Source organism: Falsiroseomonas oryzae, assembly GCF_027856955.1.
Taxonomy (GTDB): domain Bacteria; phylum Pseudomonadota; class Alphaproteobacteria; order Acetobacterales; family Acetobacteraceae; genus Falsiroseomonas; species Falsiroseomonas oryzae.
Window position 1 is genome coordinate 25,023 of record NZ_JAPSMD010000006.1, and the last position, 12,400, is coordinate 37,422.

The following is a 12,400-nucleotide window of genomic DNA, read 5'->3' on the forward strand; positions in this document are numbered from 1 at the left end:
CGCCTGCGGTTGGTGTCGATCGTCGGGTGGTGAACGGGGGCCCGGATCGGGCGGTTTCTGTCTCTGTTCCGTCGCAGGCAGCTGACTGGAAGCTCGTGTTTTTCATGCGCTTTCCGGCCTAGTCGGCTGGACTCATTCCCAAGTTCGACAGGCGCTGGCGAACCGCCTCTCATTTCGCAGCCGAGGCTGTGGATATGTGGATACTGTGCGGATTCGGGCGGGCAACGGCCACCCAGCCGCTGCGACCGCCTGTGCAGATCGGCGTTGCCATCGTGCTTCCCGGAAGCCGCGGATGATCCGACTCGCGAACCTCACGTTCACGGCACTTCTCGACCACGTGCACGCGCGGCTGCTCCGCACGGCACGTGGCCGCAGCGCGCTGCCAGCGCGCGCCTACCTTGCCGACGAGGCGGGACACGTGACGATGGTCGGACTGCCGGCGCTGGAGGGCACGGCGGAGCACGAGGCGGCGGGGGCCGTGCTCGGCGTCCTGATGCGCGACCACGCGGCAGCCCATGCCGTGCTGCAACTGCCCCACCTTGCGGACCAACCGGATGGCGCCGAGGAGATCGTCGGGCTCTACGCCATCGGCGCGGCTGGGCGCGCGCTGGGGCAGCGCCGGTTCGCGGTGGAGCGTGGCGTGGACGGCCGCATCGCCCGTCTCGTGCAGCTGGCCACGCCGCGCGGGCGGCAGACCAGGGCCGCCTCGGCGGTGGGCTGAGGCGCCGCCCCTCAGAACGCAACCGCAAGGGAGGCGTTCAGGCGGTCATGGCCCCACGCTCCTCCGCTTCGCGGGCGACGACGCCCGACCCGCTTGCTGCCTATCGCGGCAAGCGCGACTTCTCCCGCACGCCGGAGCCGCGCGGCGCCCCGGCGCCGGCGCGCGCGGCGGGGCTGCGCTTCGTCGTCCAGAAGCACGATGCGACAAGGGTGCACTTCGACCTCCGGCTTGAGCTCGGCGGCGTCCTGAAATCCTGGGCGGTGACGCGCGGCCCCTCCCTCGACCCGGCGGACAAGCGCCTGGCGGTCCAGACGGAGGACCACCCGATGGACTACGCCCGCTTCGAGGGCGCCATCGAGGAGGGCTACGGCGCAGGGACGGTGATGGTCTGGGATGAGGGCAGCTGGGGGCCGGCGCCGCAGATCCCCGACGCTGCCGAAGCGCTTGCGAAGGGCAACCTGAAATTCGTGCTGCACGGCACGCGGCTGCGCGGCGGCTGGGACCTCGTGCGCATGAAGCCGCGGCCGAAGGAACGAGCGCCGCAATGGCTGCTGATCAAGCGCCGCGATGACGAGGCCCGGCCCGGCGCGGGTGGCGTGCTCGTCGAGGAGGCGACGACCTCCGTCATCAGCGGGCGCACAATGGAGGCGATCGCGGCGGGTAAGCCTGGGGTTGCACCGAAGGCTGGTGCACCGACGAAGACCGCAGGACGCGCCGCGACACCGAAAGCCGGTGCCGCCGCGCCGCTGGGCTTCGTGTCGCCGCAGCTCTGCAGGCTGGTGGACCGCGCGCCGGAGGGCGAGGGCTGGCTGCACGAAGTGAAGCTGGACGGCTACCGCATCATCGCCGTGATCAAGGACCGCAGGACGACGCTGTGGACAAGGAACCGCAACGACTGGACCGCGCGCTTCCCCGAGGCCGCGGCCGCGCTGGCGCGGCTCGGCGACTGTGTCCTGGATGGCGAGCTCTGCGCGCTCGACGAGGCGGGCAACCCCGATTTCGGCATGCTCGGCTCGGCGATGGAGCAGAAGGCGACCGCCGACCTCGTCTACTTCGCCTTCGACCTGCTCGCGGCCGGCGGCGAGGACCTGCGCGACCTGCCGCTGACGCAGCGCAAGGCCCGGCTGCAGCGCATGCTGGCGAAGGCGCCGCCCGCGCTGCGCTACGTCGAGCCCTTCGCGGCGGCCGGCGAGGCGGTGCTGCGCAGTGCCTGCCGCATCGGGCTGGAAGGCGTCGTCTCCAAGCGCGCCGACGCGCCGTATCGCCCGGGCGACCGCGGCGGAGACTGGGTGAAGGCGAAGTGCCGCGGCAACGACGAGTTCGTGGTGATCGGCCATGGCGAGGGCGCGAAGGGCCGCCTGACGCTGCTGCTTGGCGCCTGGCGGGGCGGCAGGCTGGTCCATCTCGGCCGCGTCGGCAGCGGCATCGGCGCGCGGGAGACCGAGAAGCTGCTGCGTCTGCTGAAGCCGCTGCGCCGCGACGCGCCGGCGGCGGCGGGCGTGCCGGCGAAGGAGCGCCGGGCCACGACCTGGGTGGAGCCGCGCCTCGTGGCGGAGATCGACTACACCGGCTGGACCCCCGACGGCTTGATCCGCCAGGCGAGCTTCAAGGGCCTGCGCGAGGACAAGCCGGCCGGCGAGGTCGGCGTGCCGCGACCGGACGAGCCACCGCCGCCCACCACGCCCGCGAAGCGCCCGGCATCGAAGGCGGCGGCCGGCGGCATCACGCTCACCAACCCCGACAAGCTCCTCTGGCCGGAGGAGGGGATCACCAAGCGCGACCTCGCCGCCTACTACGCCGCCGTGGCGGAGCCGCTGCTAGCCTATGCGGGGGGCCGGCCGCTCTCCCTGGTGCGCGCGCCCGATGGCATCCACGGCCAGCGCTTCTTCCAGCGGCACGCCATGGCCGGCACGTCGCATCTGATCCGCCTGGTCGAAGTGGCCGGAGAGACGAAGCCGCTGCTCGCGATCGAGCGGCCGGAAGCCTTGCAGGCGCTCGCGCAGGCCGGCGTGCTGGAAATCCATCCCTGGGGCTCGCGGGTCGGCGACGAGGACCGCCCCGACCGGCTGGTCTTCGACTTCGACCCGGATGAGGGCCTACCCTTCGCGCAGGTCGTGGACGCCGCGCTGGAGATGCGGCAGCGGCTGGAGAAGCTCGGCCTCGGCGCCTTCTGCAAGACGACGGGCGGCAAGGGCCTGCATGTGGTGGTGCCGCTGACGCCGCGCGCGTCCTGGGCGGAGGCGAAGGCGTTCTGCCGGGCGATGGTCGAGCTCATGGCAGCCGACAGCCCGGAGCGCTTCACGACCAGCTTGGCGAAGCGCGCGCGGGCAGGCCGGATCTTCCTCGACTATCTCAGGAACGACCGCGGAAGCACAGCCGTCGCCGCCTGGTCGCCGCGTGCCCGTCCCGGCGCGACGGTCTCGATGCCGGTGTCCTGGCGCGAGGTCGGGCCGAAGCTCGATCCGGGCGCCTTCACCATCGGCTCGGCTCCGGCGGGAGTGCGGAAAGCCACGGTCTGGGATGGCTACAACGCTGCGGCACGGCCGGTTCCGGCGCTACGCTGACGGGCACCGCCGCGGATTGCCTGACAAGGGCGGTAACTCGCCTGGTCGAGCGGCTACAGCGTAGTCCGACCCGGAGCGGTGATTCGAGGTCAGAGGTCGCCGCCGAAGGTCGCGCATCGGCGGGTTGTCGTCGGCGCCTCCCCCCGGGGGACCCCCGCGGCCTTACTGAGGCGAGGCCCGCCGCCAAACGGTGTTCAGGGTCACGCCGCTCGGCGTCCTCGGGTTGCTGAACGCCAGATCGGTCGGAGTAAGCGTCGTGATGATGCGCCGCTGCGGCGCGCTGCCCATGAGGTTCGTGTAGGTGCTGCCCACGAGTGTCAGCGAGAACTCCCGCGCGGCCTCGTTGACGGTGTAGCTGCCGTAGTAGGCGATCGAGTCCCGCACCACCGTCATCGCCTCCTCCGGCGTCGCCCGGGCGCGGTCGTTGGCCGCCAGTCGGGGGAGTTCAGCTGTCGACTGGAACAGCGAGAAATGGCCATCAGGCGTGAAGATGATGATGCCCTTCGGGCTCGCGCCGAAGGGTTCGCCGCGCCTGCCGTCGTCGGACTGGCTCACCACCGACACAAAGGACCATGCGCCAACGAGCATGTCCCTGACCGAGGTCGCCTGGGCCCAGGCGCTCGGCGGCGCGAGCAGGGTCACTGCGAGGAACGCCGCGAGGCTTGAACGTCGGATCATGTTGGCTCCCTTCCGGCACATGAACTCTGGGCACCTTCCGAGAATGTCGAGCCTTGGCGTCTGCCGACACGGCCGCCAGGACCCGGCACCTCTTTCCGCCGGGTGGCTCCCGGCGCGCCCATACTACCGAGCCTGGCCGTTGCGGTCCGGAAATCTGCCCGAAGATCTTCCGAAGTCGTGCCATGCGGCGCGGGTGATCAGCGCGATACCTGACCGGCAAAGGGTCGACGCGCCATGACAGTCCGGAGTCCGCGCCGGATCGGCGCCGTTGCCTTCGTCCTGATCGGCGGGGAGCCGAAGATTGCACGCCGCTGGGTCGCGCCTGCAGGTCCGCTTCCCGCCCTCCCCGGCCCTAGCTCTGCACGGGTCGCTCACTGTGCGCCGCGTGCTCGGTGCCGTGCAGCACGACGCAAGACCTGGCCGGCGCGAGAGCCATCGACCGCGGTCAGCGATCATGCCGCGCCGTAGTGCCCAGGCACCCTACACGCGGCTTTGCGAGGCCTACCCGGGTTGCCCGACCTAACCTGGGCAGACCAGCTTCCAACAAGGCCATGCACGATGCGCGCCTGCCTGCTCGCCATGCCGCTGATCCTTCTCGCCACCTACGCCGCCGCCCAGGACCGCGCGGGGCAGCGGCCCGCGCTGCAGGACTGTTCCGTGGTGCAGTCTGAAGGCCTGGGCCCAGACGAGGCATCGATCGGATTGGCGCTCACCGGCGACGGACCAGACCGACACGTCGTGGCCGCGCAGCCCCGTGCCGGCCAGGCGCCGGCGCCGGAGGTGGTGATGCAGGCCATGCGGCAGGGCGTGTCCTATGGTGCCGCACTCGCGCCGCCCGCAGGGCAAGCAGAGCCCGAGGCCGCCTTCACTCTGGCCACCGTCGAGCAGGCTGGGACTGTGCTTCTGGAGACGTGGCGGTGGCGCGCGACGACGCCCGGCTCGCCGCCGCCACGCTATGCTTGGGCGCGGCTGCGCTGCGGCCCCTGATCGGGCGGCAAGAGCCTGCACGTCGTCGTGCCGGTCATGTCGCGCGCCACTTGGCCGGAGGCGAAGCAGCTCTGCCGGGCGATGGTCGAACTGATGAGCGCCGACAAGCTGGAGCACTTCATCACCAGCATGGCCAAGAGCACGCGGGCAGGCCGGAACTTCAGGACGGACCGCGGATCGACGGCGGTAAATCGGCGACGCCGCGGGCGAGGGAAGTCACAGCCTGGGACGATTATGGGGCGACGGCACTACCGCTTCCGGAGCTGCGCAAATGATTTCTGCCGGATCGAACGCGTCATCCGTCGTTGGGGATGGTCGCAGACAGGCGGCAGCATGCTCGATCGTGCGGCTACAGCGTGGTTCGACCCCTGCTGGGACGTCCCGGCGCCGTTCAGAGGCGGCCTCCTCTTCCTTTAGCAGACCGCGATGCGGCTGATCGCGGCGCCGATGGCCGCCTGGCGCTCATCGGGTGCCAGATCGTCGGCTGCGATCACGGCGTCCCGGACCAGCGTCCCAAGCTGCTTGAGCTGCTCCCGCTCGGCGGCGCTGCCGGGCGGTGAGGTCCATGCGCGGGCGAAGACCACGTTGCAGGTCATGGTGGGCAGAGGATCCTCGCCGGAACCCAGCCCATGCGGCTGCCGCGGGTCCACCTGGCCCGCCAAAGCGGCACGCAGCTGCCGGCGCAGCGTCACCACCCCCACATCGGTTGCTCCGCGATGCTCCAGCGCATGGATGGCGATCGGCCGCTGGCTGACCTGCGCCTCCCAATCGCCGGGGTTGGCCTGCATCTCGGCATAGGGGCGATGACCGGACTGGCCATAGATGTCGAGGCTGTCGTGCCCGACCAGGCTGCGGTTCCCTTGGCCGAGACCAGGCGGCTCCACCTCCGGTCCGAAATGCCGCCACCCCAGGATCCAGCAGGATTCGTCATCCGCCGGCACCGTCCATCGCGTGATGCCCACCCGCTGGAAGATCCGCGGCACCTCGCCGCTCTCCCACAGCGCGGCCACCTGTCCCACGTTGGGCACGATCACCTCGTTGATGCGGACCCAGACGTGATCGCCGACGCGCCGCACGGCGACATAGTAGGTGCGATCGCGATGCGTGCCGTAGATCAGCACCGGCATCTCGCCCCAGGCGGGCGTGAAATGCGTCTCGCCCATGCGCGTGTGGAGGAACACCGCATGCATCGGGTCCATCTGGTTCTCGTGCACCTGCAGCCAGTTGCAGGGGTAGTGCAGGGAGTAGGGAACCAGTTCGACATCCGGCAGGCCGATCGTGTCGAAACGCGGGAAAGGCGGGCGGTGCTCCGGCGGGCCGAGATAGGCGAAGACGAGGCCGTGGACCTCCTGCACCGGATAGGCGCCCTGGCACGCCGTGCGCAGCAGCGGCGTGCCCTCACGCTCGCCCGGCGCCTCGAGCAGGCGGCCGTCATGCGCGAACAGCCACCCGTGATAGCAGCAGCGCAGCCCGCGCTCCTCCACCCGCCCGTATTCGAGAGATGCGCCGCGATGCGCGCAGTGGCGGTGCAGCAGGCCCAACGTGCCGGACGGCGAGCGGAAGAGCACGAGATCCTCGCCCAGCACGCGCAGAGCAAGCGGATGCACGCCGATACGCGAGGCCAGCGCGACCGGTTGCCAGTGGCGGCGGAACAGCTCGCCGAGCGGCGTTCCCCGACCCGTGCGCGTGATCTCCGCATCCTCGGGCGCGTCGAGCGGCCTGTGGTAGCCGGAATACGGTGCGGGTGCAGTGCGCATGCTGGCGTCCCTCCTCGCTGCGATGGAGGATAGCCGCGCCCGGCCACGCGCCACCAAAGAATGCTTTGCAGGCCCGAACCGGTGGCGATAGCCTGACCTCGTTCGCCACGCGAATGCGTGTGCGCGGGGCGGCATCGCCGCTGAGGAGGGGGAGAAACGATGATCCGCGACATGCGGACGCCCGTGTCCATTGCGCGGCCGCGTCGCCGACGCGGCGCCACGCGCTAGGCTGGCATCGCCTTGGACCTCGCGCTCCAGCTCCTGCTCCAGGGCGTAGGATCGGGCGCGATCTACGCCGTCGTCGGCCTCTCCTTCGGCCTGATCTTCAACACCACGCGCGTGTTCCACTTCGCGCACGGCGCCATCCTCACGCTCGGCGGCTACACGATCCTGCTCGGCGTGCAGGAACTCGGCGCGCCGCTGCCGCTCGCAATGCTGGGCGCTGCGGGCGTGGCGGCGATCGCCGGCATGGCCTGCGAGATCCTGCTCTACCGACCGCTGCGACGGCGCGGCGCACCGCCGCTGCTCTGGTTCCTCGCCTCCTTCGCGCTGCTGGTCATCCTGCAGAACATCCTGCTCCTCATCTTCGGCGGCGTCCCGCTCTCGCTGTCCTCCGGCGCCATGGGCCGCGTCGCGCTCGGGCCGTTGAACGTCTCGGAACTCGTGCTGTGGAAGGTGGCGGCGGGTATCGCGGCAACGCTCACGATCGCCTGGGTCCTGGTCGGCACGCGGCTCGGCAAGGAGCTGCGCGCCGTCGTCTCCAACCCGGAGATGGCACGCATCGCCGGCATCGACCTCGACCGGCGCTACCTGCACGCCTATGCGCTCGGCTCCGCGCTCACCGTGCCAGTGGGCGCGATCGCGCTGTTCGACCAGGGCGTCTCGCCCGACCTTGGCGAGACGCAGCTGCTGATCGCCACGGTCGCCGTCTTCGCCGGCGGCATCGGGTCCTATCTCGGCGGGGCGCTGGGCGGGCTGGTGCTCGGGCTGGTCGGCGCCGTCGCGGTCTACGTCACCAACGCCTCCTTCCAGACGACGCTGGCGCTGGCGGCGATGACGGCCTTTCTGCTGCTGCGGCCGAACGGCCTGCTCGGCATCGGGCTGAGGCGGGCATGACCACGATGCGGCCGGGGCGCTGAGGCGGATGGAAGCCTACATCCTCGCCGTGCTCGCCATGGCCGGCATCTACGCCATGCTGGCGGTCAGCTACGATCTCGCCTTCGGCTACGCCGGGCTCTTCTCCGTGGCGCATGGCGCGTTCTTCGGCATCGGCGCCTATGCCGGGGCGCTGTCCATGCTGAACCTCGGCCTGCCCTTCCCGCTGGCGCTGCTCGCTGGCGCCGCGGCGGCGGGCCTGGTCGCGGCCGCCATCGCGCTGCCCGCCAGCCGGCTGGAGGGCGACTACCTCATCGTCGGCTCGCTCGCCTTCGCGGTGATCTGCCACGAGCTGATGCTGAATCTGACCGAGGTCACGCGCGGGCCGATGGGCATTCCCGGCATCCCGCCGCCCTCGCTGTTCGGCTTCGACTTCGATACCCCCTGGCTGCAGCTTCTCGTCATCCTCGCCGTGCTGGCGGTGATCGGGCTCGTCGCCTGGCGCATCGCCGCCTCTCCCTATGGCCGCGTGCTGCGGGCCCTGAAGGATGACCCGACCGCGCTGGAAGCGGCCGGCAAGAGCGTGCGGCGCCGCAAGCTCGAGATCCTGACGGTCAGCGCGGCGATGGCCGGTGCGGCCGGCGTCACCTACGCCTCCTACGTCGCCTTCATCGACCCGGAGAGCTTCATCGCCCGCACCTCCTTCGTGATCATCGTCGCCACAGTGCTGGGCGGCGCCGGCACGCTGTGGGGCCCGGCGATCGGCGCCCTGGTGATCTGGTGCGTGCCGGAAGCGCTGCGCTTCGCTGGCATCCCCGCAACGCTGCGCGGGCCTCTCAACGAGATCGTCTACGCCGCGCTGCTGATCCTGATCGTCATGCTGCGCCCGGAGGGCATCGCGGGCCGGCGCCGGCTGCGCACCCGCACGGAGACGGGAACCACCACTACGGCCTCGACCACGACACCAGCCAATTGAGGAGGGAACACGCATGACACAGCTCACGTTGCGCCGCCGCGGCCTCGGCCGCCTCGCGCTCGGGCTTCCCGCCGTCGCCGCCGGGCTCGCGCCGTCCGCTGGCCGCACCCAGGCCCGCTACCCCGAGCTGTGGCGCATGGGCGCCGTGCTGAACCTCTCCGGGCCGACCGCAGCGCAGGGCGCGGATTTCCGGGCCGGGCTGGAGTTCGCGGCGGCCCAGTGGAATGCCCGCGGCGGCCTCGGCGGCACCCGCATCGAGATCATCTTCGAGGACAGCGCCGCCCAGCCGGCTCGCGCGGTCACGGCCGCGCAGAAGCTGATCCAGGTGGATCGCGTGAACGTGCTGGCGAATGTCTATTCCAGCCCGGTCCTGGCCGTCGTGCCGATCACGGACCGCGCCCGGGTGCTGCAGATCAGCGCCGGCGCCACCAGCCCTCGGCTGGTCGGCATCAGCCGCTACTTCATGACAAGCGTCGCCAATGCCGCGCTGGAGGCCGAGGTCGCGCTGGCTTTCGCGAAGCAGGCCTTCAACGCACGGCGCGTCAGCATCTTCTACGGCAACGACGATTTCGGCACGGGCATGCGCGATGCGGTGCGCCGCCTCTGGCCGGCTGCCGGCGGCACGATCGTGGAGGACGAGGGCGTGGACCCGACGCGCGCGGATCTCGCCGCCGTGTCGGCCAAGCTGGCGGCCAGCCGCCCGGACGCGATCTACATGGCGCTCTCCGGGGCCTCGATAGGCGCGGCGGTCAAGCAGCTGCGGGAAGCGCGTTTCACCGCGCCGATCCTCAGCCACCAGGGCTTCGAATCGCGCGACCTCTTCTCCGTGGCCGGCAGTGCCGCCGAGAACAGCTTCTGGACATCCTCCTCCAATCCGGAAGGCGGTCCGCAGGAAGCCGCCTTCGTCGCGGCGTTCCGCCAGGCCTACAACCGCGACCCGGCGATCTTCGTGCGCACCCACTATGACCTGGGCATGTCACTGTTCGAGGCGATGGCGCGCATGCGCCAGCAGGGCCAGGACTGGACGGCGGAGAACATCCGCGCCGGCCTGCTCGGGCTCGGCACCTTCACCGGCGTGCTCGGCCCCTTCTCCTACCGCGAGGACGGCACGGCGCTGCGCGAGCTGGACATTCGCACCTACCGCCGGGGCGAGGCGGCCGTGCATCTCTCGGCCGCCGAGATCCAGCAGCGCGGCATCTTCGACTTCGGCGCCCGCCGCACGTGACGGCAGCGGCGCGGCCGGCGCCGATGCCAGAGGTCCCTGCGCTGCGCCTGCACGGCGTGCGCAAGGCCTTCGGCGCCGCGGTCGTCGTCCACGACGTCTCGCTCGACATACGGGCCCGCGCCACCACCGGCCTGATCGGCCCGAACGGCGCGGGCAAGACGACCCTGTTCAACCTGGTCGCCGGCGTCGTCGCGCCGGATGCAGGCCGCATCGAGATGCACGGCCAGCCGCTGCTCGGGCTCTCCGCCGCGGCGCGCGCCGCCCGCGGCATCAGCCGCACCTTCCAGGAGATCCGCCTGTTCCCGACGCTCACGGCGCTGGAGAACGTGATGGTGGCCTGCCAGGGCAACCGGGGCGAGCGCCTCGGCACGGCGATCCTCCGCTGGGGTATTGCCGCAGCCGATCAGCGGCGGGTGCAGGCCCGCGCGGAGGAATTGCTGGCCGCCGTCGGCCTCGCCCATCTCGCGGACCGTCTGCCGACCGAGCTGTCCTACGGGCAGCAGAAGCGCGTCGGCATCGCCCGCGCGCTGGCGACCGGCCAGGAGCTCCTGCTGCTGGACGAGCCCGCGGCGGGCCTCGACCCCGATGCGGTGCGCGACCTGGCGGCCCTGCTCCGCCGCCTCGCCGGGCAGGTCGGCACCATCCTGCTGATCGAGCACAACCTGGAGCTGGTGCGCGAGCTGTGCGACGAGGCCGTCTTCCTAGATGCCGGCCGCGTCGTGGTCGCCGGGCCGCCCGCGGAAGTGCTCGAGGATCCGCGCGTCTGGCGTGCCTTCATGGGGCTGTGACGGTGGCCGCCCCCCTCCTCGCCGTCTCCAACCTGCGGGCGCGCTACGGCAGCCTGCCCGTGCTGCGCGGCCTCGGCCTGTCCGTCGCGACGGGAGAGGTGCGGCTGCTGATCGGCCGCAACGGCAGCGGCAAGTCCACGGCGCTGAAGGCGATCCTCGGGCTGATCGCCATCGATGGCGGCTCCATCCGCCTCGGTGAGGAGGAACTGGTGCCTCTGACCACGCGGGCGCGCCTGGCCCGCGGCGTCGCGCTGGTGCCTCAGGCCGGCAGCGGCGGCCGCGGCGTCTTCCCGCACCTGACCGTGCGGGAGAACCTGGAGCTGATGGGCGCGGTCGCCGGCGATACGCCGGATTTCGGGATCGCGTGGCGGCTCTTCCCGATGCTGGAGGGCATGGCGCGTCGCCGCGCCACCATGCTCAGCGGCGGCCAGCAGCAGATGCTGGCGGTGGCGATGGCGATGATGGTGCGGCCGCGGGTGCTGCTGCTGGACGAGCCGACCTGCGGCCTCGCGCGCGGCCCCTCGCTCGAGCTGATGGCACTGCTGCGCCGGCTGGCAGACGAGCAGGGCCTCGCCGTGCTGCTGGTGGAGCAGAATGTCAGCCTCACCCTGGACCATGTGGACAGCGTATCGGCCTTGCGGGCCGGCGCCGTGGTGGCTGAGGTCGCCCCCGACACGCTGCGCGATCCCGCCTGGTTCACGCGCGTGCTGTAGCGAAAACCGGAGGACAACGTCATGAGCGCGACGCGCCCTGCCACAGCCTTCATCGGCGTCGGCACGATGATGGAGGCGATGATCGACAAGGCGATCGCCGCCGGCTGGCCGCGGGAGAAGCTGCTGCCGACGCACCGCCGCGCCGACCGCCGGGCGGAGCTGGCGCAGCGCTACGGCCTGCCGGTCGGCGACGACAACCTCGCCGCGGCCACCTCTGCGGAGCTGGTGGTGGTCGGCGTGCGGCCGCAGGAGATGCCCGGCCTGCTGCAGGAACTCGCCCCCGCCTTCCGGCCGAGCCACGTCCTTCTGTCCATCGCGGCCGGGCTCACAGTGGAATGGCTGCAGGCGCGGCTGCCGGCCGGAACGACGGTGATCCGCGTCACGCCCCCGCCCACCGCCTGGGTCTCGGCCGGCGTCACCCTGTTCTCCGCCAGCGAGGGTGTGACAGCCGACCAGCGCGCCACCGTCGAGGCGCTGGTGGAAGGCACCTGCGAGCGCATCGAATGGGTGCCGGACGCGCTGATGGAACCGATCACCGGCGTTGCGCTCGGCCTGACCCCCTACACCTGCATGGTGCTCAAGACCCTGATCGAGACCGGCGTGGAGCAGGGCTGCGACGAGGCCTTCATCCGCCGCATGGTCGCAGACGGGCTGCGCGCCACGGCGAAGCTGCTCAGCGAAGGGGGCTTCCAGCCCGAGCAGGTGATCGAGATGGTCGCCACCCGGCAGGGCCTCACCTGGAGCGCGCTGCACACCATGGAAGTGCGTGGCGTCTTCGCCGGCATCCGCGCGGGCGCCCGGGCCATGACGGGTCGCAGCTACGAGCTGCGTGGCGAGACGGTGCCCGACGATCACATGGGCTTCCTGCGCTGAGGGCGGAGGCCCTCCGGCGCCGG

11 protein-coding genes are annotated in these 12,400 nt (G+C 71.4%); 9 read left to right on the forward strand and 2 right to left on the reverse strand.

Translation table 11 applies throughout. From position 1 onward, the window contains the following. Positions 1–292 precede the first annotated feature (292 nt). Positions 293–721, forward strand: a complete 429-nt coding sequence (locus OZN99_RS01800; protein WP_270933452.1) for a hypothetical protein — start codon at positions 293–295, stop codon at positions 719–721. Positions 722–768: 47 nt separating this feature from the next. After that, entirely contained in the window at positions 769–3,285 is a 2,517-nt protein-coding gene (ligD, locus tag OZN99_RS01805) for a DNA ligase D (RefSeq protein ID WP_270933453.1), read from the forward strand. 162 nt (positions 3,286–3,447) lie between these two features. Here ligD and OZN99_RS01810 read toward each other — a convergent pair whose 3' ends face one another. Further along, a complete protein-coding gene (locus OZN99_RS01810; RefSeq protein ID WP_270933454.1) occupies positions 3,448–3,963 on the reverse strand; it encodes a lipocalin-like domain-containing protein in 516 nt (171 codons plus the stop codon). A 558-nt stretch (positions 3,964–4,521) separates the two neighbouring features. Between OZN99_RS01810 and OZN99_RS01815 the strand changes: the two genes are divergently transcribed. Then, entirely contained in the window at positions 4,522–4,950 is a 429-nt protein-coding gene (locus OZN99_RS01815) for a hypothetical protein (RefSeq protein WP_270933455.1), read from the forward strand. Between the two features lie 413 nt (positions 4,951–5,363). Here the strand turns inward: OZN99_RS01815 and OZN99_RS01820 are convergent, their stop codons facing one another. Continuing rightward, positions 5,364–6,707 (reverse strand): aromatic ring-hydroxylating dioxygenase subunit alpha, encoded by a 1,344-nt coding sequence (locus tag OZN99_RS01820; RefSeq protein WP_270933456.1) that lies wholly within the window; start codon positions 6,705–6,707, stop codon positions 5,364–5,366. A 240-nt stretch (positions 6,708–6,947) separates the two neighbouring features. Between OZN99_RS01820 and OZN99_RS01825 the strand changes: the two genes are divergently transcribed. From OZN99_RS01825 to OZN99_RS01850, 6 genes are read left to right on the forward strand one after another with little or no spacing between them, the layout of a single operon-like run. Next, positions 6,948–7,823 carry a branched-chain amino acid ABC transporter permease gene (locus OZN99_RS01825; protein ID WP_270933457.1) on the forward strand — a complete coding sequence of 292 codons (876 nt, stop codon included), beginning with the start codon at positions 6,948–6,950 and terminating at the stop codon, positions 7,821–7,823. 28 nt (positions 7,824–7,851) lie between these two features. After that, positions 7,852–8,778 (forward strand): branched-chain amino acid ABC transporter permease, encoded by a 927-nt coding sequence (locus tag OZN99_RS01830; RefSeq protein WP_270933458.1) that lies wholly within the window; start codon positions 7,852–7,854, stop codon positions 8,776–8,778. A gap of 13 nt (positions 8,779–8,791) precedes the next feature. Continuing rightward, complete coding sequence (locus OZN99_RS01835) at positions 8,792–10,003, forward strand: ABC transporter substrate-binding protein (protein ID WP_270933459.1); 1,212 nt, start codon at positions 8,792–8,794, stop codon at positions 10,001–10,003. Between the two features lie 23 nt (positions 10,004–10,026). Then, positions 10,027–10,791 carry an ABC transporter ATP-binding protein gene (locus tag OZN99_RS01840; RefSeq protein WP_270933460.1) on the forward strand — a complete coding sequence of 255 codons (765 nt, stop codon included), beginning with the start codon at positions 10,027–10,029 and terminating at the stop codon, positions 10,789–10,791. Between the two features lie 2 nt (positions 10,792–10,793). After that, positions 10,794–11,504, forward strand: a complete 711-nt coding sequence (locus tag OZN99_RS01845; protein ID WP_270933461.1) for an ABC transporter ATP-binding protein — start codon at positions 10,794–10,796, stop codon at positions 11,502–11,504. Positions 11,505–11,525: 21 nt separating this feature from the next. Then, on the forward strand, positions 11,526–12,377 hold the full coding sequence (locus tag OZN99_RS01850) for a pyrroline-5-carboxylate reductase family protein (RefSeq protein ID WP_270933462.1): 852 nt from the start codon (positions 11,526–11,528) through the stop codon (positions 12,375–12,377). Positions 12,378–12,400 lie beyond the last annotated feature (23 nt).